We start from the raw sequence: 24,520 nt of genomic DNA, 5'->3' as shown, positions 1-24,520 counted from the left end.
GGGCAATCCACATATTTATCCACGGTTCAATCCATGCCGGCGCGGCGCTCCACGGTCTTCGAAGGGCGTTCACAGAGTTATGAACAATAAATTATCATGATAATACAATAGCTAATGAGAGCTTTCACATAACTGACATGAAAAAACGCCGCGATCTGCGCCGAGGCGCGCGCCATGGTGGAAAGTTCTCCACAGGGCGGACCGCGACCCTGGGTCGCTCCATGCACATGTCGAATGAATCGGGCGTTTCTGACGCGTCCAGGCAACAGCCGCGGAATCTCGCGTCTTGTCCACGCTTTTCGAAATTGTCCCCGCAGGGGCCTCGGCTGCATGATGACGGCCAACCAACAACACTTCGTTAACAATGCCACGCAAAGGGGCGCCGGGACTCTGACCAGCCATGTCCTTCACCTGCTGTCGGATTCGACGGGCGAGACGGCCTCCGCCGCGGCCAACGCCGTGCTCAGCCAGTTCGATGACCCGGCGGTGCAGCGCCGCCTGCACGTCTTCGTGCGCAACGCGGCCGATGTGGACGCGGCCCTGGAGGACATTCGCGCCAATCCGGGCACGGTGCTCTACACCATTCTGGACGCGGCGCTGACCGAACGGCTGCGCCGGGGCTGTCAGGCGGCCGGCTTGCCGGCCGTGCCGCTGCTGGACCCGCTGTTCGAAACCCTGTCGCGCAGCCTCGGCCCGGCGCGCATGAGCCGCCCGGGGCGTCAATACGACACCGATCGCGCCTATTTCGACCGGGTCGCCGCCATCGAATACGCCATGGCCCATGACGACGGCGCCGTGGGCGATCGGCTGAAGCGCGCCGACGTGATCCTGCTTGGCGTCAGCCGCACCTCCAAGACCCCGACCTGCCTGTATCTGGCGGTGCGCGGCATCAAGGCCGCGAATGTGCCGCTGGTGCCCAATCAGCCGCCGCCGCGCGATCTGGAAACGGCGATCGCCGCCGGCGTGCCCGCTTTCGGGCTGGTGGTCAGCCCCGCCCGGCTGGCGCAGATCCGCAGCCAGCGGCTGGAAAGCATCGGCGGCCAGGGGATGCGCGGGGGCGGCGCCATGGATTACGCCGATCTCGACAGCATCCGCGAGGAGGTGGCCCAGTCCCGCCTGCTGTTCGAACGTTACGGGGTCGAGGTGATCGACGTCACGCGGCGCTCCATCGAGGAAACCGCCGCCTCGATCATGGTCGCCCTGCGTGCGCGCGACGCGCCCGCATGAACGCCCCGATGACCCGCGCGCCCCTGATCCTCGCGTCAGCCAGCCGCGCCCGGGCGGCGATGCTGCGCAAGGCCGGGGTGGCGATCGACCCCCGCCCGGCGCGCATCGACGAGGCCGAGATCAAGCGCGCGCTGCTGGCGGAAAACGCCCCGCCCCGCGACGTTGCCGACACGCTGGCGGAAATGAAGGCGCTGCGCGTCGGCGCCGGGATCGCCGGGCCCGACCCCGGCCGCCTGGTGCTGGGCGCCGATCAGGTGCTGGTCTGCGAGGACCGGCTGTTCGACAAGCCCGGAGACCGGGGCGAGGCGGCGGCGCAGCTGCGCGCGCTGCGCGGCAAAAGCCATCAATTGCTGTCGGCGGCGGTGATTGTCGCCGAGGGGCGGCCGATCTGGCGCCATGTGGGACGCGCGCAACTGATGATGCGGGGGTTTTCGGATGATTTTCTGGATGACTATCTCGACCGTCTGGGCGATACCGTGACCGAGACTGTGGGCTGCTACCATCTCGAAGCGTCTGGCGCACAGCTGTTCAGCCGCGTTCAGGGCGACCATTTCACCGTGTTGGGTCTTCCCTTGCTGGAAATTCTGGGCTTCCTTCGGACGAGGGGACATCTGATCGAATGACCGACATGCGCGTGCCTCTTGCCGGAGTGGTCGGTTGGCCCATCGCCCATTCCCGTTCGCCGCGACTGCATCGCCACTGGCTGCGCCGGCAGGGGCTGCGCGGCCATTACGTGCCGCTGGGCGTCGAGCCGCGCGATTTCGAACCCGCCTTTCACGCCCTGCCGCTGCTGGGATTTCGCGGCGTCAACGTCACCATTCCGTTCAAGGAAACCGTGCTGAAGCTCGCCACCAAGGTGTCGGACCGCGCGGCGCTGATCGGCGCCGCCAACACCATCACCTTCCGCGAGGACGGGGCCATCTACGCCGACAACACCGACGGGTTCGGCTTTCTCGAGAACCTGCGCGCCGGGGCGCCGGGGTGGAAGGCCTCTGACGGCCCGGCGCTGGTGTTCGGGGCCGGGGGCGCGGCGCGGGCGGTGGTGTCGGCGCTGCTCACCGACGGGGCGCCGGAAATCCGCGTCGCCAACCGCACGCGGTCGCGGGCAGAATTCCTCGCCGATCAGCTGGGCGCCAAGGTGCGGGTGGTGGACTGGATCAAGGCCGAGGCGGCGTTTGACGGGCTCGCCACCATCGTCAACACCACCTCGCTGGGCATGACCGGCCAGCCGCCGCTGCCGGTGTCGCTGAAGCGGGCGCCGAAAACCGTGCTGGTCAACGACATCGTCTATGCGCCGCTGGAAACCCCGCTGCTGGCCGAGGCCCGCAGCCGCCGCATGCGCGCCGTCGACGGGCTGGGCATGCTGCTGCATCAGGGCCGCCCGGGATTCGAAAGCTGGTTCGGCGTCGATCCGCAGGTGGATGACGACCTGCGCGCCTACGTGCTGGCGGATTGACCCGGTGCAGGTGCTTGGGCTCACCGGCTCCATCGGCATGGGAAAATCCACCATCGCGCAAATGTTCGCCGATGAAGGCCTCGCGGTCTGGGACGCCGACGCCGCCGTGGCGCGGCTTTACCGGCCCGGCGGCGCAGGCGTGGCGGCGATCGCCGCGCTGGCGCCCGATTGCCTGACCGACGGCCCCGGGGGACCGCTGGTGGAGCGCGCCGCGCTGCGCGCCCGGGTCACCGGCGATCCGGCGCTGATCGGGCGAATCGAGACCGTGATCCACCCGCTGGTGGCGCAGGACCGCGCCCGGTTTCTGGACCGCGCCCGCGCCGGGGGCGCCGCGCGTGCGCTGTGCGACGTGCCGCTGCTGTTCGAGACCGGCGGCGAGGCGGCGTTCGACGCGGTGATCGTGGTCAGCGCCCCGCCCGAAACCCAGCGCGCCCGGGTGCTGGCCCGCCCGGGCATGACCGAGGCGACCCTGGCGACCATCCTCGGCAAGCAGATGCCCGACGCGCAAAAACGCGCCCGCGCCGATTTCGTCATCGACACCGGCGCCGGGCTGGACGCGGCGCGCGCGCGGGTGCGCGAAATCCTGGCCGCCATGGACGCAGGGCGCATGTCCGAGCGGAATTTCGCAGGGGAGAGCCGTTCCGATGCGTGAAATCGTGCTCGACACCGAAACCACCGGCATCAACCCCTTCGATCCCGACGGGCGCCACCGCATCGTCGAGATCGGCGCCATCGAACTGGACAACCACCTGGCCACCGACCGCGTGTATCACCAATACGTCAACCCCATGCGCTCGATGCCCGAGGAGGCGTTCAACGTCCACGGCATTTCGCAGCAATTCCTCAGCGACAAGCCGCTGTTCGACCGGATCGGGCAGGCGTTCCTTGATTTCATCGGCGACGCCAGACTGGTGATTCACAACGCCAGGTTCGACATGCGTTTCATCAATGCCGAACTGGAGTGGATGGGGCTGGCGCCGCTGCCCATGGATCAGGCCATCGACACGCTGGCCATCGCGCGCAAGCGGTTTCCGGGGGCCAACAATTCGCTGGACGGGCTGTGCCGGCGTTTCGGCATCGACAATTCGGGGCGCGAGAAGCACGGCGCGCTGCTCGACAGCGAATTGCTGGCCGAGGTGTATCTGGAACTGCTGGGCGGACGGCAGCCGGATTTCGCGCTCGGCGCGATCGCGGGCGGGCGCGCGGCGGCGGGAGGCGAGGACTGGACGCCGCCGCCGCGCCCGACCCCGCTGGCCCCGCTGCTGACCGAGGCGGAGCGCGCCGCCCATGCCGATTTCATCGCCGAGATGGGCGACGCGGCGCTGTGGACCAAGGACGACTGACCCCGCAACGCAAACGGCCGCCCCGAAGGGCGGCCGATCGGGACGCGGCGCGTGGCCCCCGAAAGCGCGTGATCAAGGCAAGCGATTCAGGCGGTGGCGCCGTTGCCGTTCTGGGCCGGCTTTTCGGCCTGGCGGCGTTCCAGTTCCTGCCGGTAGATGGCGACGAAATCCACCATGTCGAGCATAAGCGGCGGGAAGCCGCCGTCGCGGGTCACGTCGGCGATGATGCGCCGCGCGAAGGGGAACAGCTGGCGGGGGCATTCGATCAGCAGGAACGGGTGCAGCTGTTCCTGGGGCACGTTCTTGATCTGGAAGATGCCGGCGTATTCGAGCTCGGCCAGGAACAGGGTCGTGTCATCGGCGGTGGCCTTGGCGGTGATCTTCAGGATCACCTCGTAGCGGTCCTCGCCGCGGGCCTTGGCGTCAAGATTGACCCCGACCTTGATGTCGGGATTGACCTGCGCGTTGACCTGATTCTGCGCCGCGGCGTTCTCGAAGGACAGATCGCGGGTGAATTGCGACAGGATGGAGACCTGCGGCTGGGTTTGAGGCTGGGCGGTGTCGGCCATTTGAGATGCGCTCCGTTGGAAAGATCGGTTTCCCGGCGATGGCTATCACCTCCGGCCGGCGCGAGCAATGCGGCGGATTTTTCGGGCCGGGGGCGGGGGCGGCGCTGGGGAAACGCCGGGTCGGGCGGGTCGGGCGGTCCCGGGTCGGGCGGTCGGATTTCAGCCCGCTCGGGCCCCGGTCCTTCGCGCTCCGCTCAATCCGGGCGGGTCCAGCCGCTGGGCCGGGCTTTGCGGCTGCGCGGGGCGTCGCCGTCCGCGGGACCGTCATCGCGCAGTTCGGTGAATTCGCCGTCGATGACCTCGCCGCCAGGATCCCGCGGAGTCTGGCGCGGCCCCGAGCGCGGCCCCGGGCGCGGTTCCGGGCGCGGTTCTGGGCCGGGGCCGGGACCCGCGGAAAACCCGGTCATGCGGATTTCGGCGTTGACCCGCCCGGCCATGCGCCGCGCCCCCCACAGGATCAGCGCCGCGCGCACCGGCGGCAGCAGCAGCGCGAAGCCCACCGCGTCGGTGAAGAAGCCCGGGGTCAGCAGCAGCACGCCGGCCACCAGAATCATCGCCCCATGGGCCAGCGCCCTGGCCGGATCGCCGCGCCCGCCAAGGCTGCTTTGCAGGTCGATCAGCGCCCCGCGCCCCTGCAGCCGCAGCAGATTCGCGCCGATGATCGCCGTCAGCACGACGATTCCCAGCGTCGGCCACAGACCCAGAAACCCGCCAACCTGGATGAAAAGGGCGATCTCGATGATCGGGACCCCGACCAGAAGTGCGAACAACCACATGTTCTCGTGCTATCCTTGTCTTGCCACTGCGCGACGGATGCGCTCAGGTCGTTGGACTCGCGCCGTCGCAGTCCTTACATAGCCACTATGGGCGCCACGCGCCAACGCCGGCGCTGTTCTTGCGCCAGAACGATGCTTTCACCGGAGCCTGGATCCGGACCGACCAACCGGAAACCTGATGATGAACAGCGCCATGATCGAACTTCTCATCCTAGCCGTGATTGCGGTCTTCGTGTTCATGCGCCTGAAGAACGTGCTGGGCCAGCGCACCGGGTTCGAGGACCCGACCACGCCGCGCAAGCCCGCCGCCACAGCGGGCCCCAGCCGCGAATTCGAGGTCATCAAGGGCGGCGCCGAAGTGGCCGAAGACATCGCCCGCGTCACCGACATCGACAGCGAGACCGGGGCCGCGCTGCGTCGCATGACCGAGGCGGAGCCGAGCTTCTCGCCCTCGGCCTTTCTGGAAGGCGCCAAGCGAGCCTACGAGATGATCCTCATGGCCTATGAGAACGGCGACACCCGCACCCTGCGCCCGCTGCTGTCCGACGACGTCTACGAAAGCTTCGCCGCCGCCATCGAAGAGCGCGCCGCCAAGGGGCTGAGCGTCGAGGCGCGATTCGTCGGGGTGCGCGAGGCGAAGATCTTTTCGGCCATGTTCTCGGAAGACACCAGCGAGGCCGATGTGGAGATCCGCTTCGTGGGCGAACTGATTTCAGTGGTGCGCAACGCCGATCATGACATCGTCGAGGGCGACCCCAACGAGGTGCGCCGTCAGACCGACCTCTGGACCTTCAGCCGCAAGATGGGCTCGGGCGATCCCAACTGGGTGCTGACCGCCACGGGCGGATGATCCGGCGCGCCAGAGATGGCGCAAGGCCGATCCTCGCGCTTGGCGCCGCGCTGATGCTGAGCCTGGCCGCCGCGCCGGGTCTGGCGGCAGGCGGGACGGGCGGCGCGCCGAAGCTGACCTTGCTGCGATTCGCCGATCTGCCGGGCTGGGGCGGGGACGACCTCGCCGCCGCCCGCGCCGCCTTCGCCGCCACCTGCGACCGGATCGGCGCCGGGCACGCGGCGCTTGATCTTTCACCGGCGGACTGGGCGCCGCCCTGCGCGCGGGCCGTGAAACCGGGCGACGCGCGGGCCTTTTTCGAGGCCGAATTCGCGCCGGTGCGCATCGGCGCCGGGCGGCGGTCGCTGATTACCGGGTATTTCGAGCCGGAACTGCGGGGCGCCCGGGCGCGCGGCGGCGACTTCCAGCATCCGATCCTGCGCCCGCCGCCAGGCGCGGGACGTTCGCCCCTGACCCGGGCGCAGATCGCCGCCGGCGGGCTTGACGGGCTGGGGCTGGAGATCGCCTATCTCACGGACCCGGTGGAGGTGTTTTTCCTGCATGTGCAGGGCTCGGGGCGCATTGTCCTGCCCGATGGCGAGGTGCTGCGGGTGGGTTACGCCGGGCGCAACGCCCATCCCTATCGCTCCATCGGCAAGATCATGAAACGCGAGGGCATCCGCCCGCCCGGCGGGCGGACGGCGCAGGGGATCCGCGCCTGGGTGCGCGCCGACCCGGCGCGCGGGCTGGCGATGCTGAACCGCAACCCGTCCTACATCTTCTTTCGCGAGGCGCGGGAACTTGCGCCCGATGACGGCCCGGCGGGGGCGCTGGGCGCGCCGCTGCGCGCCATGCGCTCGATCGCCGTGGACCCGGCTTTCGCGCCGCTGGGGGCGCCGATCTGGCTGGAGACCGAGACCCCGCTGGGGGCGCTGCGCCGCCTGATGGTGGCCCAGGACACCGGCGCGGCGATCAAGGGGGCGCAGCGCGCGGACCTGTTTTTCGGCTCGGGCGCGTCGGCGGGCGCGGCCGCGGGGCGCATGAAGGCGCGCGGCCGGCTGGTGGCGCTGATCCCGCGCGCGGCGGCGGACCGCCTGTTTCCGGCGCGATAAGGCGATCGGCGTGGCGCGCAGACGCAAACCCCGGGGGCTGACCGGCGAGGAGGCCGCGCTGTGGGCGCGCGTGACCAGCGGCGCGCGGGCGCTGCGCCCGGGGCTGGCCGACGCGCCACCGAAATCACCGCCCAGATCAGCGCCTGATCCAAAGCCCAAATCGCCGCCCGGACGGGAGTCGGCGAAACCCGGAGCGGCAAGGGCGCCGGCGCCCCCCGTCGCGGCGAAACCGGTCATCCAGCGCCCGCACGGCCCCTCGGCCCCGGCCTCGCGCCCCGGCGTCCGGGTCGAACGCGCCCCGGGGCTGATCGACGCGCTTGGCCCCAACGCCCCGGGACTGGATCGGCGCACGGCGCAAAAACTGCGCCGGGGCATGCGCAAGCCCGAGGCGCGGCTGGATCTGCACGGCATGACCGCCGAGTGCGCCCATGCGGCGCTGAACGGTTTCATCCGCGCCACCCATGCGCGGGGCTTGCGCTGCGTGCTGGTGATCACCGGCAAGGGCGGGCGCGGCGACCGCGATCCCGGCGCGGCCCCGTTCATGCCGGACCGGGCCGGGGTGCTGAAGCATTCGGTTCCGCGCTGGCTGGCCACGGCGCCGCTGAAGCCGATGATCGTCGGGGTGTTTCAGGCCCATATCCGCCATGGCGGCGAGGGCGCGCTCTACGTCTATCTCAAGCGGTTTCGATAGGTTTCGGCCATTGGCCCCGCAGGCGCCCGGATTACAGCCCCAGCACGTCACGCATCGAATATTCGCCCGGCTTTCTGCCCTGCCCCCAGATCGCCGCCTTCAGCGCGCCGCGCGCGAACAGCATGCGATCGGTGGCGATGTGGCGCAGCACCAGCCGTTCGCCGGCGCCGGAGAAGATCACGTCATGTTCGCCCACCACGTCGCCGCCGCGCAGCGACGCGAAGCCGATGGCCCCGGGGCGCCGCGCGCCGGTGACGCCGTCGCGGCCGCGCTCGGATGCCGCGTCGAGCGACACGCCCCGCCCCGCCGCCGCCGCCTCGCCCAGCATCAGCGCGGTGCCCGAGGGCGCGTCGACCTTGCGGTTGTGGTGCATCTCGACGATCTCGATGTCGAAATCCTCGCCCAGCGCCGCGGCCACCTGCCGGGTCAGAACCGCCAGCAGATTGACCCCGAGCGACATGTTGCCCGCGCGCACGATCACCGCGTGGCGGGCGGCGGCGGCGAGCATGGCGAGCCCGTCCGCGTCAAAGCCGGTGGTGCCGATCACATGCACGCAGCGCGCCTGCGCCGCCAGCTCCGAATGGGCGAGCGTCGCCGCGGGCGAGGTGAAATCCAGCACCGCGGCGGCGCGGGCGAAGGCCTCCAGCGGGTCGGACTCAACGCTGACGCCCATGGGCGCGCCGCCCAGCGCCGCGCCCAGATCGCGGCCGATCCAGTCATGCCCGGGGCGCTCGGTGGCGCCGGTCAGCTCGGTTTCAGGGTTTTCGATCACCGCGCGGACCAGCATCCGGCCCATGCGGCCGGAACAGCCGGTGACGGTGACGGGGATCAGTGACATGGGGGTTCTCCTGCAATTCGCGATCCTGGGCTTGATAGCGCGCGTCGCGCGCCCTGCATAGCGGCCGACCCGCCGCCGCGCGCCTAGCGGGTCAGCGCCGGCATGCCCGACAGCAGCGCCAGCAGTTCCGCCACGTTCGCCGCCTTGAATTTCTTCAGCAGCCGGGCGCGGTAGGTTTCCACCGTGCGCGGCGAGATGCCCAGCAGCAGGGCGATGTCCTTGCTGGTGCGCCCTTCGGCCAGATGCATGACGATCTGGCGTTCGCGCGGGGCGAGGCCGGTGGCGGGGCGGAATTCGGACAATTCGGCGAAGCTCAGCACCGCGCGGCTGAGGGGGTCTTCGGGATTGGGGGTGGTGGCGCGAAAGCGGCACCAGAACAGCCCGCCGCCGCGCCGCGCCATGATGCGTTCGTCGCAATAGCGCCCGGTTTCCCGCAACGCGCTGATGCCGATGTCGCGCACCTGGTCGAATTCCGCCGCCGAGGGGTAGAGCATGCGAAACGACGCGCCGATCAGCGCCTCGCGCGGGTAGTCGAACATCTGCGCGAAGGTGAGGTTGCAGGCGCGGATGATCCGCCGCTCCGCCACCGCGATGCCCACGGGGGCCAGATCGAAGGCCTGTTCCGACAGCGATCCGGGTTTGGGGGCCGACATGTCCGTATTTCCACGATATTGAGCGCGCCGCGTCGCTGCGGCGATACTGGCCCATCAGGGACCATGACGGAGAGACAAGTGCAAGCTCGGGAAATGCGGCGGCGCATCGCGGCGGAGATCGACGCGCGGCGCGGCGCGCTGACGGCGTTGACGCAGGATCTGGTGCGCGCGCCCTCGGTGAACCCGCCCGGGGATCATTACGCCCAATGCGCGCGCATCGTCGGCGGCCATCTGGCGGCGCATGGCTTTGACATCGAGACCATCCGCGCGAAAGGCGCGCTGGCCGACAGCGATCGCTATCCGCGGATCAACGTGATCGCGCGGCGCGCGGTCGGCATCGGTCCCTGCGTGCATTTCAATTCCCATTACGACGTGGTGCCGGCGGGCGAGGGCTGGACGACGGACCCCTTCGGCGCCGAAATCCGCGACGGGCGCATATACGGGCGCGGGACCTGCGACATGAAGGGCGGGCTGGCGGCCTCGATGATCGCCGCCGCGACGCTGGCGGATATCGGCGGCTGGTCAGGGCGCATCGAGCTGTCCGGCGTCGCCGACGAGGAAACCGGCGGTTTCGGCGGCGCCGCCTGGCTGGCGAAGCAGGGGGTCTTCGCCGCCGACAGGCAGGATCACGTGATCATACCGGAGCCGTTCTCGCCGCATCGGGTCTGCATCGGTCATCGCGGCGTCTGGTGGGGCGAAATCGAGGTGTTCGGCCGCATCGCCCACGGGTCCATGCCGTTTCTGGGCGATTGCGCGGCGCGTCACATGGGCGCGGTGCTGCACGCGCTGGAGACCGAGCTGATCCCGATGATCGAACAGCGCGTCACCGCCGCGCCGGTGGTGCCGGAACCGGCCAGGCGCGCCTCGATCAACATCGCGTCGCTGCATGGCGGGCAGGCGGAGGGCGCCGACGGGTTTCTGGCGCCCAACGTGCCCGACCGGGCGCGGCTGGTGTTCGACCGTCGGGTGATCGCCGAGGAGAACCTCGACGAGGTGAAGGCCGAGATGCGGGCGCTGCTGGACCGCGTGGCCCGCAAACGCGGGTTTCGATATGAACTGCGCGATCTGTTCGAGGTGCGCCCGACCATGACCGACGCCGCCGGGCCGGCGACGCAGGCGACCGCGGCGGCGATTCGCGACATGCTGGGGCGCGAGCCCGAGATCGTCTGTTCTCCCGGCACCTATGACCAGAAGCATTTCGACCAGATCGGCGGGGTGCGCGATTGCATCGCCTACGGGCCGGGAGTGCTGGACCTTGCGCATCAACCCGACGAATATGTGGACATCGAGGATCTCGTCGCCTCCGCGAAAGTGATGGCCATGGCAGCCTGGCGGCTGCTTCGCACCGGAACCTGACGAGAGGTTTCATTGCGGCCGGGCGCGAGATCCGCCGCATGACAGGGAGACTAGCCATGAGACATTTCCTGAAGACCGTCGCCGCCGTCGCGCTGATGGCCGGCGCGGCGCAGGCCGCCGGCAACGACCTGACGCTCGGCATGCAGCTTGAACCGCCCAATCTCGACCCCACGGGCGGGGCGGCGGCGGCCATTGACGGCGTGGTCTACGCCAACATCTTCGAGGGCCTGACGCGCATCGTCAGCGACGGGTCGGTGGCCCCGGCGCTGGCGCGGTCCTGGACGATCTCGCCCGACGGGCTGGTCTACACCTTCGCGCTCGCCACCGGGGCGAAGTTCCATGACGGCACGGATTTCAACGCCGATGACGTGAAGTTTTCCTTCGACCGGGCCATGGCCGAGGATTCGACCAACGCGCAAAAGGGCCTGTTCGAACCCATCGACAGCGTCGAGGTCGTGGACCCGGCGACGGTGAAGATCACCCTGAAGCGGCCCACCGGCAATTTCCTGTTCAACATGGGCTGGGGGGATGCGGTGATCGTCGCCCCGGAGACCATCGCCGACGCCGCCACCCACCCGGTGGGCACCGGGCCGTTCAAGTTTTCGAAATGGGCCAAGGGCGACAGCGTCACCATCGTGAAGAACCCCGATTACTGGGGCGAGCCGGCGAAGCTCGACAGCGCCACGTTCAAGTTCATCGCCGACCCGACGGCGGCGATGGCGGCGCTGCTGGGCGGGGACATCGACGCGTTCCCGGGCTATCCCTCGCCCGAGACCGCGCCGCAGTTCCAGGCGGATCCGCGGTTCACCGTGGCCTATGGCTCCACCGAGGGCGAGACCATCCTGTCCACCAACAACAAGCGCCCGCCTTTCGACGATGTGCGGGTGCGACGCGCCATGGCCTACGCGATCGACCGGCAGGCGATCATCGACGGCGCCATGTTCGGGGTCGGCACGCCGATCGGCACGCATTTCGCGCCCCACAACCCGGCCTATGTGGACCTGACCGGGCTGTATCCGCATGATCCGGCCAAGGCGAAGGCGCTGCTGGCCGAGGCCGGGCATCCCGACGGGTTCAAGGCGACGCTGAAGCTGCCGCCGCCGTCCTACGCGCGGCGCGGGGGCGAGATCATCGCCGCGCAGCTGCGCGACGTGGGCATCGACCTGACCATCGAGAACGTGGAATGGGCGCAATGGCTCAAGCAGGTGTTCAAGGCCAAGGATTTCGACCTGACCATCGTCAGCCACACCGAGCCCATGGATATCGGCATCTACGCCCGGCCGGACTACTATTTCCAGTATGACAACCCGGTGTTCCAGCAGCTGATGGTCGATCTCAACGCCGAGACCGACCCCGAGGCGCGCGACAAGATGCTGGGCGAGGCGCAGCGGATCATCGCCGAGGACGCGGTCAACGGCTACCTGTTCCAGCTCGCCACCATCGGCATCTGGAACAAGGACCTGAAGGGCCTGTGGGTGAACGCCCCGACCCAGGCCAACGACCTGACCGGGGTTTACTGGGACCGGTGACGCGCGATCCATGCCGGGGCGCGCGCCTGCGCCCCGGTCTGACCGCCGGACGGGCGGCGCGATCCCCGCGCCGCCCGCCCTGCAAAAGCCCGACAGCCAACGCGGAGACCCCAACATGCGGCTGCGCCCGGAAACCGACGCCGATTTCGCCGCCGTTCGCGCGGTGGTCGAGGCCGCCTTCGGCCAGCCCGACGAGGCGGATCTGGTCGCCGCCCTGCGCCGCGACGGCGACGCCGAGATCGCGCTGGTCGCCGAGGAGGGCGGCGAGGTCTTCGGCCATGTGATGCTGTCGCGGATGCGCAGCCCGGCCGGGGCGCTGGGCCTTGCCCCGGTGTCCGTGGCCCCCGGGCGCCAGCGCGCCGGGCTGGGCGTGGCGCTGGTGCGCGAGGCGCTGGAGCGCGCCCATGAGGCCGGCTGGGGCGCGGTGTTCGTGCTTGGCGATCCGGCCTATTACACCCGCTTCGGGTTCGAGACCGCGCTGGCGCGGGGCTATGAAACCGCCTTCGCCGGGCCGCAATTCATGGCGATGAACCTGAAACCGGAGGCGCTGAGCGGCGCCGGGCCGCTCGCCTATGCGCGCGCCTTCGACGACCTGGATTGATGGGGGCGTTCCTGATCCGGCGCGTGTTCACGCTCGGGCTGACCATGTTCGCCGCCACCATCGCCATTTTTCTGCTGATCGAGGTGGTGCCCGGCGATCCGGCGCTGACCATGATGGGGCTGAACGCCAGCGACGAGGCGGTGGAGGCGCTGCGCCGGGAACTGGGCCTCGGCGGCCCGCCGCTGACGCGCTATCTGCATTGGGTCGCCGGGCTGGCGGCGGGGGATTTCGGCGTCAGCTACACCTACCGCACCCCGGTGTCCGAGCTGATCGGCGAGCGCATGTGGATTTCCCTGCCGCTGACGCTCTACGCGCTGACCCTGTCCACGGTGATCGCCATCCCGGCGGGGGTGCTGGCGGCGGCGCGGCGCGGGACCGCCAGCGATGTCAGCGTGCTCGGGGCCACGCAGATCGGCATCGCCATGCCGAATTTCTGGTTCGCGATGCTGCTGGTGATGCTGTTTTCCACGGTGCTGCAATGGTTTTCCGCCGGCGGCTTCCCGGGTTGGGACGGCGGGGTCGTCCCGGCCATGAAGGCCCTGACGCTGCCCGCGGTGGCGCTGGCGCTGCCCCAGGCGGCGATCCTGACGCGGGTGATGCGATCGGCGCTGCTCGACACCATGGACGAAGACTACATCCGCACCGCGCGGGCCAAGGGGCTGAGCGCCTCGCAGGCGTTGTGGCGCCATGCGCTGCGCAACGCCATGATCCCGGTGCTGACCATCATCGGCATGCAGTTCAGCTTTCTGATGGCCGGCGCGATCATCATCGAGAACGTGTTCTTCCTGCCCGGCCTCGGGCGGCTGGTGTTTCAGGGCATCGTGCAGCGCGACCTGATCGTGGTGAAATCCGTGGTGGTGCTGCTGGTCTTCGCGGTGGTGGTGGTGACGCTGCTGGTGGATCTGGCCTATGCCGCCGTGGATCCGCGATTGCGCGAGGGCAAGCGATGAAAGCCTCGCCCTCGCTGATCCTGGGCGCCGCTTTGACGCTGGCGTTTCTGGCCGCCGCGCTGGTGTCGCTGGTCTGGACGCCGTTCGACGTCACCAAGCTGATCATCGCCGCGCGGCTGAAGCCGCCCTCGGGCGAATACTGGTTCGGCACCGACCATTTCGGGCGCGACATCTTTTCCATGGTGATGGTGGGGGCGCGCACCTCGATCGCCGTGGCGCTGGTGGCGGTCGGGGTCGGCATGATCGCCGGGGTGCCGCTGGGTCTGCTGGCGGCGGCGCGGCGCGGCGGCTGGCTCGATGAACTGGTGATGCGCGGCAACGACCTGATCTTCGCGTTTCCGTCGCTGCTGCTGGCGATCATGATCACCGCCGCGCTCGGCCCCGGCGCGGTCAACGCCATCATCGCCATCGGCATCTTCAACATCCCCGTGTTCGCGCGGCTGACGCGGGGCGCGGCGTTGTCGCTGTGGACCCGCGAATACATCTTCGCGGCGCAGGTGGCGGGCAAGAGCGCGACGCGGATCTCGGTCGAGCACATCCTGCCCAACCTGCTCAACATGCTGATCGTGCAGGGCACCATCCAGTTTTCGCTGGGCATTCTGGCCGAGGCGGGGCTCAGCTATGTGGGCCTCGGCGCGCAGCCGCCGATCCCGTCCTGGGGGCGGCTGCTGAACGAGGCCCAGACCATGATCTACGTCGCCCCCTGGTTCGCCATATTCCCCGGCCTCGCCATCGTGTTCACGGTGCTGGGGCTCAACCTGCTGGGCGACGGGCTGCGCGACATGCTCGACCCGCGCTTGCGGAGATCCCGATGACCCTGCTCAGCATCGAAAACCTCAGCTATTCCATCAGGGGCGCGCCGATCCTGCGCGAGGTGTCCATGCGGATCGAGTCCGGGCAGGTGCTGGGCGTGGTCGGCGAAAGCGGCTCGGGCAAATCCATGACCGCGCTGTCGGTGATGCGGCTGGCGCCCGAGGGCGAGGTCTCGGGGCGCGTCCTGCTCGACGGCGAGGATCTGCTGCAAAAGCCGGAACCGGCCATGTGCGCGCTGCGCGGGGCCAGCATCGGCATGGTGTTTCAGGAACCCATGACCGCGCTCAACCCGGTGCAGACCATCGGCCGCCAGGTGGCCGAGGTGATCCGCATCCACACCGATGACCGCGACCCTGAATCCAGCGCGCGCGAGGCGTTGGAGCGCGTCGGCCTGCCCGCCGCGCAATTCCCGCTGTCGCGCTACCCGCATGATTTGTCGGGCGGCCAGCGGCAAAGGGTGGTGATCGCCATGGCCGTGGCCCTGCGCCCGCGGCTGCTGATCGCCGACGAACCCACCACCGCGCTCGACGTCACCACGCAGGCGCGGATCCTCGACCTGCTGAAGCGGCTGGCGCGCGAAGACGGGGCCGGGCTGATGATGATCACCCATGACCTCGCGGTGGTCGCCGACATCGCCGACGCCATCGCCATCATGAAGACCGGCGAGGTGGTGGAGGCCGGCGAGACCGTGGACCTGTTTCGCAACATGCGCCACCCCTACACCAAGGCGCTGTTCGCGGCCTCGACCCATCAGCCCTCGCGCCACGGACGCGAACCGGGGGCGGAGGTCTTGCGGGTCGAAGACCTGGTGCGCGACTACCCCATGCCGCGAAAGCTGTTCCGCAAGCAGGAGCATTTCCGCGCCGTGGACCGGGTGAGCCTGTCGATCCGGTCTGGCGAAAACGTCGGGCTGGTGGGCGAATCCGGCTGCGGAAAATCCACCCTGACCCGGGCCATTCTGGCGCTGGAGGGCGCGCAGGCGGGCCGGGTGCTGCTCGGGGATCAACCGTTCCATCCCGGGGCGCCGGGGCTCGACGATCTGCGGCGCAACGCGCAGGTGGTGTTTCAGGACCCCTACGGATCCTTCAATCCGCGCTGGCGGGTCGAAAGGCTGGTCGCCGAGCCCTTCCACCTGATGCACCCGCCGCCGGACAAGGCCGAACGCCGCGCGCGGGTGGAATTGATGCTGGAACGCGTCGGCCTGTCGGCGAACGCCGCCGACCGCTACCCCCATGAATTCTCCGGCGGCCAGCGCCAGCGCATCGCCATCGCCCGCGCGCTGATCACCGAACCCAAGCTGGTGGTGCTGGACGAGGCGGTGTCGGCGCTCGACGTGTCGATCCGCGCGCAGATCCTTGATTTGCTGGCGGATCTGTCGGACCGGCTCGACGTGAGCTACCTGTTCATCAGCCACGACCTGCATGTGGTGCGCGCCATCACCGACCGGGTGCTGGTGATGCAGTCGGGCAAGATCGTCGAGGAAGGCCCCACCGAGCGGGTCTTTTCGATGCCCCAGCACCCCTACACGCGCACGCTGCTTGAGGCGACGCCAGACCTTGAACGCGCGCTTCAGACGCGCGCCGAAACCGCACGGAGCCCATCCCTATGACCGACCCCCTCCCCGTCGAACCCCATGAAATGCTGATCGGCGGCGTCTGGCGCCGGGCGGATCGGATGATGGTGCTCACCGACCCTTCGACCGGGCTCAACCTGTGCGAGGTGTCGCGCGCCTCCGCCGGTGACGTGGGCGACGCGGTGGATGCGGCGCGCGCGGCGCTGGATGGCGAATGGGGGCGGATGACGGCGGTTGACCGGGGCCGCATCCTCACCCGCATCGGGCGGCTGGTGGGCGATTGCGTCGAATACCTGGCGGAGCTCGAGGCCCGCGACGTGGGCAAGCCGCTGAAACAGGCGCGCGCCGATGCGCTGGCGCTGGCCCGCTACATGGAATTCTATGGCGGCGCCTGCGACAAGATCCATGGCGAGACCATCCCCTATCTCGACGGCTACACGGTCTACACCCTGCGCGAACCGCACGGGGTCACCGGCCACATCATCCCGTGGAACTACCCCATGCAGATCATCGGGCGCTCGGTGGGCGCGGCGCTGGCCATGGGCAACGCGGCGGTGCTGAAGCCCGCCGAAGAAGCCTGCCTGACCGCCATCGCCTTTGCGCGCATCGCCCAAGAAGCCGGGCTGCCGGCGGGGGCGCTGAACCTCGTGCCGGGAACCGGCGAGGAGGCGGGCGCCGCCCTGTCCTCGCATCCCGGCGTGGACCATCTCAGCTTCACCGGCTCGGTGGCCACCGGCACGCTGGTGCAGGGCGCGGCGGCGCGCAACGTCATTCCGGTGACGCTGGAACTGGGCGGGAAATCGCCGCAGCTGGTGTTCGAGGACGCGGATCTCGATGCGGCGCTGCCGTTTCTTGTCAATGCGGGGATCCAGAACGCCGGGCAGACCTGTTCGGCGGCCTCGCGCATCCTGGCGCATCGCGCGATCCATGATCGGCTGGTGGCGCGCATGGCCGAAAAATACCGCATCCTCAGCGTCGGCCCGGCCATGTCGGACCCGGATGTGGGGCCGCTGATCTCGGGGCGCCAGAAGGCCATCGTCACCCGCTATCTCGACGCCGCCGCCGATCTGAACATCGTGGCGCGCGGGCGCATCGTCGATGACGCGCCCAGGGGCGGCGCCTATGTGGCCCCGGTGCTGATCGCCGGGGCGTCCGGCGATCACAAGCTGGCGCAGGAGGAAATATTCGGCCCGGTGCAGGTGGTGATCCCCTTCGACGACGAGGCCGAAGCCGTCGCCATCGCCAACGGCACCGATTACGGGCTGGTGGCCGGGGTCTGGACGCGGGACGGCGCGCGCCAGATGCGGCTGGCGAAATCGCTGCGCGCGGGGCAGGTGTTCATCAACAATTACGGGGCCGGGGGCGGGGTCGAACTGCCTTTCGGGGGGCGCGGCAAGTCCGGCCATGGCCGCGAGAAAGGCTTTGCGGCGCTCTACGGGTTCTCGACCCTGAAAACCGTCGCCGCCCTGCACGGCTGAAACGCCTGCGGGCGACCCCGGGCCGGCGCGGGATTTCCGGGCGCCGATCCCGGGTCTTGCGTAGGGCGGATCCCGATCCGCCATTGGCCGATGCAGGGCGCAGGCGTCAGGGTGCGGCGAGCGACGCTTCCGCAGGCAGGATCTCGGCGACGCCGTCGCGCAGCAGCACGCGCATGTTCTGGCGCGCCAGCGACGCCGAGGGCAGGCGGGCGCGCAGCTTCGAGTCCCGCGCGGCGAGCTGGGCGTCGTCGTTTTCGGGCTGGTGGTGATAGATCAGCGTGCGCCTTGCCCCGGTCGCGGCCCCGATCTCGGCGCCTTTCTGCCAGGTGGAATGCCCCCAGCCCTCGTAATGGTGGTAATCCTCGTCGTCATAGGCGCCGTCGTAAAGCAGCACCGTCGCCTCCGCCGCCGCGTCGCGCAGCCGCGCGTCGATCGCCGGGTCGCCATGTTCGTGGTCTCCGGCGATGAACACCGTTCCGTCGGGTCCGGCGATGCGGAATCCGCAGCAGCCGCCGGGGTGGTTGAGCGGCACGGCGCGGATCTCGAACGCGGCGAGCGAAAACCCGCCGTCCGGGGCGAACTGGCTGAAGGTCGCGGCGCCCATCTGCAGCGGTCGCACCGGGCAGAAGGGCGGCGAGGCCAGCGTGGTCAGCCGCCGCTGCAGATCCCGGGCGTTCGCGGTCACCCCGCAATGCAGCCGCACCGTGGCCTCGGGGCAGTAAAGGGGCGAAAAGAACGGCACGCCGATCACGTGATCCAGGTGCAGATGGCTGATCAGCACGTCGATCTCCACCCGCCGCCCCGAAGCGATGGCGCGCGCCGCCAGATCGGCGCCCAGCCCGGCGGCGCCCGATCCCAGATCCACCACCAGCGGAATCGCGCCCGGCGCCAGCCGGCGGATTTCGAAGCAGATGGTGTCGCCGCCGAACCCGGCGCGGCGCGGATCGCCGGTCGGGGCCGACCCGCCCGCGCCCCAGATGGTAAGCAGGGTTCCTGGCGATTCCGCGGTTTCGTCCGTGGGGTCGCGCCCGTTGGTCCGGCGACGCCCGGCCTTGTCGGCGCCGTTCCGCCCGGCCGTCGGGCGGAATGCGGCGGGCAGGTCATCGGAGTCCCCCGCGCGCGGCGGGCCGGAGCCGGGGGCGCTGGCCGCGTCGGTCACGCCCGGTCGCCGCCCGCGACCCGCAGCCTCGCCAGTTCGCTGGTGGTGCGTTCCAGCCGATGCGCCAGCGAGCGCGACATCTCGATGGCCATTTCCGGGAATTCGCGCAGCAGCCGCAGCATGCCCTCGCGTTCGAACATCAGGGTGCGCAGATCGCCGCTGGCGCGCACCGAGGCGGTGCGCGGGGTTTCGCACAGCATGGCCATTTCGCCGAACACCTCGGAATGGCCCAGATGCGCGACGGTGGAGGCGCGCCCGTCCACCTCGACGATCACATCCGCCTCGCCTTCGAGAATGAGATAGGCGCTGTAGCTGTTGTCGCCCTGACGGACCACGAATTCACCATCGCGAAAACTGCGATCCTCGCCCATGAAGGCCAGCAGCCTCAAGCGGGAGGCGTCGACGCCCTGAAACATGGGTGTCCGTTGCAACGCCGCAACTTCGGTTTCAAATTTCATCAACCTCTTCCCCAGGAGCGCACCAGACCGGCGCCACGCGGAAAATCCCCGGGGCGAGTATCGGTCCTCTCCTTTCTCCACGTCAAGGCGTGAATGATTCAGGAGAACCCTGTTGCACCCCGCCCCCGTGGTCGCCGATCCAGATCACGTGATCCGCGCCCGCCGCCGCCGCGGGCAGCTGCACGCCATAGACCAGCGCGCCGCCGCGAAGTTCGTCGAACAGCATCGCGCGCAGGGCGCGGTCCTTGTCCGCGCCGGTGTCGGCGATGCCGTCGATCACAAGCGCGCCGGGGTTTTTCATCAGGCCCCGCCCCAGCGCCAGCTTGCGCCGCTGCACCGCGTTCAGCGTGGCCCCGCCGTCGCCCACCGGCTGGTCGAGCCCCAGCCGCAGCACCTGTTCGCGCAGCCCGGTTTCCTGCGCCAGCGCGTCGATGCGGGCCTTGAACGGGCGCCAGCTGTCGCGGCGTTCAAGTTTCACCGGTCCGAAGAACAGGTTCTCGGAAATCGAGAACGGGGCCACGTAGCGGGAGTCGTCAAAGGCCGCGAACCTGTCGTCGCCGGCCAGCGCCGCCAGCATCTTCGGGCGCGCCGCGACCAGCGCCGCCTCGCGCTGGCGGGCGCGCACCACCGACAGGCGGTAGCGCGCCGGGCAATAGTCGAAGGCGATGGCGATCATGCGCTGGGCCTCGCGCCGGTTCAGCCGCGCCGCGCCGCGCCGCCGGGCCTTGCGCAGCATGGCCTCGATCGCCGGGATCTCGGATTTCGGGAACAGCCCGTATTCGCGCAGCAGGTCGCTGTCTCCGGCGACGCCCTCGAACAGGCTGATCAGGGTTTCGCACAGATCCGCGCCGATATCGACCAGCGTGTCGCGCAGCCCCGCCGATTTGATGAGGGCGTAGATCGCGGGATCGGCGGCGAAATCGGCCCAGCCCAGCGCCGGATCCGCCGGGCGGGCGAAAAACAGGTTCTCGCTGATCAGCCCGTTGGGGTTGAAGCGATCGCGTCGCCACACGTCGATGAAATCCTCGCGCATTTCGCCAAGTTCTTCGGAGGCCGCGATCTTGCGGCGCAGGGTCAGCAGCGTCGCGGCCAGATCGGGGTGGCGCGCCGGGTCCGCGCGGCTGCCCAGCCCGATCACGTAGAGGTCGTCATCCAGGCCCAGCTTGTCCACGAGGTCGAGCATGCGATCCTCCACCTCGGCCATGTCGCGATACCCGGCGTCGACCGGGTCGATCCAGTCGCCCTCGGTATCGTCGGGCGGCGCGCCGGTGAGCGCGGCTTCGCGCCGGCGCAGCGGGGCCTCGGGGTCGTTCGCGTCGGTCACCGGGCGGAATTGCAGCCCGCGCAGCAGGTTGGAGCGGAACGAGCCGGTGAAAACCCGCCCGTCAATCGTGGCCATGGCCACGGCGCGGTAGAGCTTGGGCTGCGCCGCGCTCCAGGTCCCTTCGACGAGGTCGTCAAGCCCCGCCAGCCCCTGCAGCAGCGCCATGCGCTGGGCGTCGTTGGCGGCGTAGACGGCGGTGATCCCGCCGCGCGGCGCGGCGCAGGTCACGGGATGCGCGAACCCGTCGATATGCGCGCCCTGCAGCGCCAGCGCGTCGGGTCCGACAGGCGCCGTGTCGGGTTGGCCGTCGGTGATGACGTCGTCGCGGAACTGGTCCTGCAGGTCCTGATAGCGCGCGTTCATGTCCGAAAAGTCCTGATAGTAGCGCAGCAGCTGCTTCCAGGGCGAAGCGAGATCCTTGTAGGCGATCAGCACCGCAGTCAGGGCGCCGAGATCGAGCCGCCCCTGGATGACGAAATAGCCGCCGATCAGGAAGATGAAGAACGGCGTCACGTGATTGGCGACGTTGTTCACGAATTTGATGAGGAATTTGAGCACGAAGATCCGCCGCCGGATCACGAAGTTGTCGTAGAGCCGCCGCGAGATCACCGCCATGTGCCAGCGCCGCGTGCGCAGGGCGCGGATTTCGACGGCGCCGTCGATGCTTTCGTTGATCTCGCGGGCCATGGCGCGGATGTTGTGCAGGCGGGCGCGGATCCCCTCCACCACCTTCGCCTGCAGCTTGGGGATCAGCCAGGCCTGCACCGGGTAGAGCATCAGCGCCGCCGCCCCGATCAGCGGATTCTGCACCATGATGAAGCCCAGATAGACCAGAAACGAGCCGCCCTGCATGATCGGCGTGGCGAAGATCGCGCCGATGAAATCGCCGATCGGCGACAGTTCGGCTGAGATCATCTGCACGGTCTCGCCGGGGCTGGTGGTCTTGAGGCGCGACAGCGGGCGCGACATCACCCGCCGGAACAGGTCGTAGCGCATGCGCCGCAGCATGCGTTCGCCGGTGACGCCGCGGCGCAGGTTGAGCAGGAATTTCATGGCGTTGTTGACGCCGACCGCCGCCAGATAGGCCCCGCACAGCGCCAGCAGGTATTGCACCTGCTCCAGTTCCAGCCCCAGCACGTCGCGCGGAAAATCCTCGCCGTCGATGGCGTCGTTGATGATCATCTTGGGCAGTTCGAGCATGATCCAGATCAGCGGAAAGCTGCTGAGGGTCAGCGCCAGAATGATGACCTGGTCCCGCTTGGAATGCCGCCAGGCGAAAGTGGTCAGCTTGTCCGCCATCCGGCCAGATCATCCCCGATCGTTCGCATCGGCAATCATTGACGAATTGCGCTGGATTGGGAAGGCAAGAGTTGCGCCGGGGCGGCGCCGGGGCTCAGTCGAACAGATGCGCGAATTCGTCGAGCACCAGCCGGTAGGTTTCGCGCTTGAACGGCACGATCCGGGCGATGACGTCGTCGCGGTCCGACCAGCCCCATTCGCCGAATTCGGGGATCTCGGTGGCGATGTCGATCTCGGAATCGTCGCCGAGGAAGCGGAAGGCGAACCAGCGCTGGTTCTGGCCCTTGTAGCGGCCTTTCCACAGCTTGGGCACCAGCGCCCTGGGCAGGTCATAGGGAATCCAGCGCCGGCTTTCGGCCAGCAGCGCCACCCGGTCGCGGGCGATGCCGGTTTCCTCGCCCATCTCGCGCAGCGCCGCGTCGAGCGGCGCCTCGCCCTCGTCAACGCCGCCCTGGGGCATCTGCCAGGCGTCGCCGCGATAGTCCAGCCGCCGGCCCACGAAGATCTGGTTGGCCTTGTTCAGGATCACCAGACCCACGCAGGGGCGGTAGGGCAGCGCGGCGATCTGCGCGTCGGTCAGGTCCGGCATCGCGGCCTCACTTCGCGTCGTTGTAGACCGAGAGCCCGGTGAGCAGGTCCAGCGCATAGGCCAGCTGCAGGTCCTCCTGACGCAGCTTGGCGGTGGCCTCGTGGCGGGCGCGCTCCTCCTCCAGCTGCTTGCGCTCGTCTTCGGTGAGGCTGTCGTTGGAGAGCGAGCCGCGCAGATCCGCCTCGCTGCGGCGGCGCGGCGCGTCGGCGTCCTCCTCGGCCAGCTTGCGCTGGGCGATCAGCACGTCGGGCTCGATGCCCAGCGCCTGGATCGAGCGCCCCGAGGGCGTGTAGTAGCGCGCCGTGGTCAGGCGGATCGCGCCCTTGCCCGACAGCGGCATGATGGTCTGCACCGATCCCTTGCCGAAGCTTTTCGACCCGAGGATGATGGCGCGGCGGTGATCCTGCAGCGCCCCCGCGACGATCTCCGAGGCCGAGGCGGAGCCGCCGTTGATCAGCACCACCAGCGGCTTGCCGTCGGTGAGGTCGCCCGGCTCGGCGTTGTAGCGGTCGCTTTCCTGCGGGTCGCGGCCGCGGGTGGAGACGATTTCGCCCTTGTCGAGAAACGCGTCGGACACCGCGATCGCCTGGTTGAGCAGCCCGCCGGGGTTGTTGCGCAGGTCGAGCACGTAGCCCTTGACGTTCTCGGCGCCGTCCAGGTCTTCCTTGATCTTGGCGATGCCGGCCTTGAGGTTGTCATAGGTCTGTTCGTTGAAGGTGGTGACGCGCAGCACCCCCACGTCGCCCTCGACCCGCGCCCTGGCGGCGCGGATCTTGATCACCGCGCGGGTGATGGTGACGTCGAAGGGTTCTTCCGCGCCCTCGCGGGCGATGGTGACGATGATGTCGGAGCCCACCGGCCCGCGCATCTTGTCCACCGCGTCGGCAAGCGTCAGGCCCAGCACGCTTTCGCCGTCGATCTGGGTGATGAAGTCGCCCGCCTCGATCCCGGCCTCGGCCGCCGGGGTGTCGTCGATCGGGGACACCACCTTGACGAAGCCGTTCTCCATGGTGACTTCGATGCCGAGGCCGCCGAATTCGCCCTTGGTCTGCACCCGCATGTCCTCGAAGGCGTCGGGGGGCATGTAGCTGGAATGGGGGTCGAGCGAGGTGAGCATGCCGTTGATGGCGCTCTCGATCAGCTTTTTCTCGTCCACTTCCTCCACATAGACGCTGCGGACGCGTTCGAAGATGTCGCCGAACAGGTCGAGATATTCATAGGTGGTGCGCGCGTCGCTTTCCTGCGCCAGAAGCGGGGCCGCGACCTGACTGGTGGCGAGAACGCCGGCGATAGCGCCGATGGACGCTGCGATGGCTAGTTTCTTCATGCGGTCGGAACCCTTCACTGCGCAAATGCGAACCACGAGGCCGGATCGACAAGCGCGCCGTCCTCTCTGACCTCCATATAGAGCGATTTCTCTGTATAGAGCGTTTCTTCGGACATTGCGTCCGACATTGCCCCGCCGGAGCCGGGGGCTTCAATCAAAAACTCAGCCGCGCCCGGCTCGATCTCGCCCAATTGACCGAGCGGCTCGCCGGGGAGCACGGTTTCGCCGACGGCGCGGTCGATGCGCGCCAGCCCGGCGAGCACCAGCAGGCGCCCGGGCGCGGGTTCGAGAATCACCACGTTGCCGTAGCCCTCCAGCGGCCCGGCGAAGCGAATGGTGGCGGCGAAGGGGGCCGAGACCTGCGCATAGGCGGGGGCGGTGAGGGTGACGCCGACGCCGGGGCGCCCGGCCGCGTCGGGGGCGCCGAAGGCCCGGGTCAGCACCCCGACCACCGGCGGCGTCAGGGCGCCGTAGGCGGGGGCGTTCGGCGTCGGCGTCGGCGTCGGCGGCCTGTCGGTCGGGGCGCGCGGGGCGCGCGGGGCGGTCGGGGCGGTCGGGGCGGCGGCGAGC

General features: G+C 69.3%; 25 protein-coding genes. 15 read left to right on the top strand and 10 right to left on the bottom strand.

The features are described 5' to 3' along the window. Positions 1–330 precede the first annotated feature (330 nt). The 5 genes from AC1HC7_RS03460 to dnaQ are packed head-to-tail and all read left to right on the top strand — an operon-like array spanning position 331 to position 4,026. A complete protein-coding gene (locus AC1HC7_RS03460; protein WP_479495805.1) occupies positions 331–1,227 on the top strand; it encodes a pyruvate, water dikinase regulatory protein in 897 nt (298 codons plus the stop codon). 8 nt (positions 1,228–1,235) lie between these two features. Further along, positions 1,236–1,850, top strand: coding sequence for a Maf family protein (locus AC1HC7_RS03455; RefSeq protein ID WP_479495806.1), 615 nt, complete (start codon positions 1,236–1,238; stop codon positions 1,848–1,850). Continuing rightward, positions 1,847–2,683, top strand: a complete 837-nt coding sequence (locus AC1HC7_RS03450; protein WP_479495807.1) for a shikimate dehydrogenase — start codon at positions 1,847–1,849, stop codon at positions 2,681–2,683. The genes AC1HC7_RS03455 and AC1HC7_RS03450 overlap by 4 nt, the downstream gene beginning before the upstream one ends. A 4-nt stretch (positions 2,684–2,687) precedes the next feature. Continuing rightward, positions 2,688–3,335 (top strand): dephospho-CoA kinase, encoded by a 648-nt coding sequence (gene coaE, locus AC1HC7_RS03445; RefSeq protein WP_479495808.1) that lies wholly within the window; start codon positions 2,688–2,690, stop codon positions 3,333–3,335. Next, positions 3,328–4,026: a DNA polymerase III subunit epsilon gene (dnaQ, locus tag AC1HC7_RS03440; RefSeq protein WP_479495809.1), complete on the top strand. Its 699-nt coding sequence runs from the start codon at positions 3,328–3,330 to the stop codon at positions 4,024–4,026. The genes coaE and dnaQ overlap by 8 nt, the downstream gene beginning before the upstream one ends. A gap of 86 nt (positions 4,027–4,112) precedes the next feature. On the opposite strand, the gene secB is transcribed toward dnaQ, so the two are convergent. Both secB and AC1HC7_RS03430 read right to left on the bottom strand, forming a co-directional pair. Beyond that, positions 4,113–4,595, bottom strand: coding sequence for a protein-export chaperone SecB (gene secB, locus AC1HC7_RS03435; protein ID WP_479495810.1), 483 nt, complete (start codon positions 4,593–4,595; stop codon positions 4,113–4,115). Positions 4,596–4,789: 194 nt separating this feature from the next. Then, positions 4,790–5,371: an FxsA family protein gene (locus tag AC1HC7_RS03430; protein ID WP_479498691.1), complete on the bottom strand. Its 582-nt coding sequence runs from the start codon at positions 5,369–5,371 to the stop codon at positions 4,790–4,792. A gap of 181 nt (positions 5,372–5,552) precedes the next feature. On the opposite strand from AC1HC7_RS03430, the gene AC1HC7_RS03425 reads away from it, so the two are divergent. From AC1HC7_RS03425 to AC1HC7_RS03415, 3 genes are all read left to right on the top strand, one after another. Beyond that, on the top strand, positions 5,553–6,221 hold the full coding sequence (locus AC1HC7_RS03425; protein ID WP_479495812.1) for a Tim44/TimA family putative adaptor protein: 669 nt from the start codon (positions 5,553–5,555) through the stop codon (positions 6,219–6,221). A 317-nt stretch (positions 6,222–6,538) separates the two neighbouring features. After that, entirely contained in the window at positions 6,539–7,312 is a 774-nt protein-coding gene (locus AC1HC7_RS03420; RefSeq protein ID WP_479495813.1) for an MltA domain-containing protein, read from the top strand. A gap of 10 nt (positions 7,313–7,322) precedes the next feature. Then, on the top strand, positions 7,323–8,003 hold the full coding sequence (locus tag AC1HC7_RS03415) for a Smr/MutS family protein (RefSeq protein ID WP_479495814.1): 681 nt from the start codon (positions 7,323–7,325) through the stop codon (positions 8,001–8,003). Between the two features lie 31 nt (positions 8,004–8,034). Here the strand turns inward: AC1HC7_RS03415 and dapB are convergent, their stop codons facing one another. Continuing rightward, positions 8,035–8,841 (bottom strand): 4-hydroxy-tetrahydrodipicolinate reductase, encoded by an 807-nt coding sequence (gene dapB, locus AC1HC7_RS03410; protein WP_479495815.1) that lies wholly within the window; start codon positions 8,839–8,841, stop codon positions 8,035–8,037. Positions 8,842–8,924: 83 nt separating this feature from the next. After that, a complete protein-coding gene (locus AC1HC7_RS03405; RefSeq protein WP_479495816.1) occupies positions 8,925–9,494 on the bottom strand; it encodes a helix-turn-helix transcriptional regulator in 570 nt (189 codons plus the stop codon). Positions 9,495–9,587: 93 nt separating this feature from the next. Between AC1HC7_RS03405 and AC1HC7_RS03400 the strand changes: the two genes are divergently transcribed. From AC1HC7_RS03400 to AC1HC7_RS03370, 7 genes are all read left to right on the top strand, one after another. Beyond that, complete coding sequence (locus AC1HC7_RS03400; RefSeq protein ID WP_479495847.1) at positions 9,588–10,850, top strand: acetylornithine deacetylase/succinyl-diaminopimelate desuccinylase family protein; 1,263 nt, start codon at positions 9,588–9,590, stop codon at positions 10,848–10,850. Positions 10,851–10,906: 56 nt separating this feature from the next. Further along, positions 10,907–12,379 (top strand): ABC transporter substrate-binding protein, encoded by a 1,473-nt coding sequence (locus AC1HC7_RS03395; protein WP_479495817.1) that lies wholly within the window; start codon positions 10,907–10,909, stop codon positions 12,377–12,379. 115 nt (positions 12,380–12,494) lie between these two features. Continuing rightward, on the top strand, positions 12,495–12,980 hold the full coding sequence (locus AC1HC7_RS03390) for a GNAT family N-acetyltransferase (protein WP_479495818.1): 486 nt from the start codon (positions 12,495–12,497) through the stop codon (positions 12,978–12,980). Next, positions 12,980–13,930, top strand: a complete 951-nt coding sequence (locus tag AC1HC7_RS03385; RefSeq protein WP_479495819.1) for an ABC transporter permease — start codon at positions 12,980–12,982, stop codon at positions 13,928–13,930. The genes AC1HC7_RS03390 and AC1HC7_RS03385 overlap by 1 nt, the downstream gene beginning before the upstream one ends. Next, the gene (locus AC1HC7_RS03380) at positions 13,927–14,745 is read left to right on the top strand and encodes an ABC transporter permease (RefSeq protein ID WP_479495820.1); all 819 of its coding nucleotides are present in this window, start codon (positions 13,927–13,929) and stop codon (positions 14,743–14,745) included. Before AC1HC7_RS03385 ends, AC1HC7_RS03380 begins: the two co-directional genes overlap by 4 nt. Next, positions 14,742–16,352: an ABC transporter ATP-binding protein gene (locus AC1HC7_RS03375; RefSeq protein WP_479498690.1), complete on the top strand. Its 1,611-nt coding sequence runs from the start codon at positions 14,742–14,744 to the stop codon at positions 16,350–16,352. The genes AC1HC7_RS03380 and AC1HC7_RS03375 overlap by 4 nt, the downstream gene beginning before the upstream one ends. Continuing rightward, the gene (locus tag AC1HC7_RS03370) at positions 16,349–17,794 is read left to right on the top strand and encodes an aldehyde dehydrogenase family protein (protein ID WP_479495822.1); all 1,446 of its coding nucleotides are present in this window, start codon (positions 16,349–16,351) and stop codon (positions 17,792–17,794) included. Before AC1HC7_RS03375 ends, AC1HC7_RS03370 begins: the two co-directional genes overlap by 4 nt. Before the next feature lie 106 nt (positions 17,795–17,900). Here the strand turns inward: AC1HC7_RS03370 and AC1HC7_RS03365 are convergent, their stop codons facing one another. The 6 genes from AC1HC7_RS03365 to AC1HC7_RS03340 all read right to left on the bottom strand — a co-directional run. After that, positions 17,901–18,953, bottom strand: coding sequence for an MBL fold metallo-hydrolase (locus AC1HC7_RS03365; protein WP_479495823.1), 1,053 nt, complete (start codon positions 18,951–18,953; stop codon positions 17,901–17,903). Continuing rightward, positions 18,950–19,411 carry a cyclic nucleotide-binding domain-containing protein gene (locus tag AC1HC7_RS03360; protein WP_479495824.1) on the bottom strand — a complete coding sequence of 154 codons (462 nt, stop codon included), beginning with the start codon at positions 19,409–19,411 and terminating at the stop codon, positions 18,950–18,952. The genes AC1HC7_RS03365 and AC1HC7_RS03360 overlap by 4 nt, the downstream gene beginning before the upstream one ends. Positions 19,412–19,493: 82 nt before the next feature. After that, on the bottom strand, positions 19,494–22,034 hold the full coding sequence (locus AC1HC7_RS03355) for an ABC transporter transmembrane domain-containing protein (RefSeq protein WP_479498689.1): 2,541 nt from the start codon (positions 22,032–22,034) through the stop codon (positions 19,494–19,496). 94 nt (positions 22,035–22,128) lie between these two features. Then, a complete protein-coding gene (locus tag AC1HC7_RS03350; RefSeq protein ID WP_479495826.1) occupies positions 22,129–22,623 on the bottom strand; it encodes an RNA pyrophosphohydrolase in 495 nt (164 codons plus the stop codon). A 7-nt stretch (positions 22,624–22,630) separates the two neighbouring features. Next, positions 22,631–23,950, bottom strand: coding sequence for a S41 family peptidase (locus AC1HC7_RS03345; RefSeq protein WP_479495827.1), 1,320 nt, complete (start codon positions 23,948–23,950; stop codon positions 22,631–22,633). A 14-nt stretch (positions 23,951–23,964) separates the two neighbouring features. After that, positions 23,965–24,520, bottom strand: a 556-nt coding sequence (locus tag AC1HC7_RS03340; protein ID WP_479498688.1) for a murein hydrolase activator EnvC family protein, incomplete at its 5' end; no start/stop codon positions are given.

It is taken from the genome of Oceanicella sp. (assembly GCF_056449545.1).
This window is presented reverse-complemented; position numbering and strand designations above follow the sequence as displayed.

Excerpts from the sequence above, each read along its gene's own strand:
- AC1HC7_RS03455 (WP_479495806.1), top strand. The coding sequence starts at position 1,236 with ATGACCCGCGCGCCCCTGATCCTCGCGTCAGCCAGCCGCGCCCGGGCG.
- AC1HC7_RS03390 (WP_479495818.1), top strand. The coding sequence starts at position 12,495 with ATGCGGCTGCGCCCGGAAACCGACGCCGATTTCGCCGCCGTTCGCGCG.
- AC1HC7_RS03400 (WP_479495847.1), top strand. The coding sequence starts at position 9,588 with ATGCGGCGGCGCATCGCGGCGGAGATCGACGCGCGGCGCGGCGCGCTG.
- dapB (WP_479495815.1), bottom strand. The coding sequence starts at position 8,841 with ATGTCACTGATCCCCGTCACCGTCACCGGCTGTTCCGGCCGCATGGGC.
- AC1HC7_RS03405 (WP_479495816.1), bottom strand. The coding sequence starts at position 9,494 with ATGTCGGCCCCCAAACCCGGATCGCTGTCGGAACAGGCCTTCGATCTG.
- secB (WP_479495810.1), bottom strand. The coding sequence starts at position 4,595 with ATGGCCGACACCGCCCAGCCTCAAACCCAGCCGCAGGTCTCCATCCTG.
- dnaQ (WP_479495809.1), top strand. The coding sequence starts at position 3,328 with ATGCGTGAAATCGTGCTCGACACCGAAACCACCGGCATCAACCCCTTC.
- AC1HC7_RS03380 (WP_479495820.1), top strand. The coding sequence starts at position 13,927 with ATGAAAGCCTCGCCCTCGCTGATCCTGGGCGCCGCTTTGACGCTGGCG.
- AC1HC7_RS03350 (WP_479495826.1), bottom strand. The coding sequence starts at position 22,623 with ATGCCGGACCTGACCGACGCGCAGATCGCCGCGCTGCCCTACCGCCCC.
- AC1HC7_RS03360 (WP_479495824.1), bottom strand. The coding sequence starts at position 19,411 with ATGAAATTTGAAACCGAAGTTGCGGCGTTGCAACGGACACCCATGTTT.
- AC1HC7_RS03345 (WP_479495827.1), bottom strand. The coding sequence starts at position 23,950 with ATGAAGAAACTAGCCATCGCAGCGTCCATCGGCGCTATCGCCGGCGTT.
- AC1HC7_RS03460 (WP_479495805.1), top strand. The coding sequence starts at position 331 with ATGATGACGGCCAACCAACAACACTTCGTTAACAATGCCACGCAAAGG.
- AC1HC7_RS03395 (WP_479495817.1), top strand. The coding sequence starts at position 10,907 with ATGAGACATTTCCTGAAGACCGTCGCCGCCGTCGCGCTGATGGCCGGC.
- AC1HC7_RS03355 (WP_479498689.1), bottom strand. The coding sequence starts at position 22,034 with ATGGCGGACAAGCTGACCACTTTCGCCTGGCGGCATTCCAAGCGGGAC.
- AC1HC7_RS03375 (WP_479498690.1), top strand. The coding sequence starts at position 14,742 with ATGACCCTGCTCAGCATCGAAAACCTCAGCTATTCCATCAGGGGCGCG.
- AC1HC7_RS03425 (WP_479495812.1), top strand. The coding sequence starts at position 5,553 with ATGAACAGCGCCATGATCGAACTTCTCATCCTAGCCGTGATTGCGGTC.
- AC1HC7_RS03450 (WP_479495807.1), top strand. The coding sequence starts at position 1,847 with ATGACCGACATGCGCGTGCCTCTTGCCGGAGTGGTCGGTTGGCCCATC.
- AC1HC7_RS03385 (WP_479495819.1), top strand. The coding sequence starts at position 12,980 with ATGGGGGCGTTCCTGATCCGGCGCGTGTTCACGCTCGGGCTGACCATG.
- AC1HC7_RS03370 (WP_479495822.1), top strand. The coding sequence starts at position 16,349 with ATGACCGACCCCCTCCCCGTCGAACCCCATGAAATGCTGATCGGCGGC.
- AC1HC7_RS03430 (WP_479498691.1), bottom strand. The coding sequence starts at position 5,371 with ATGTGGTTGTTCGCACTTCTGGTCGGGGTCCCGATCATCGAGATCGCC.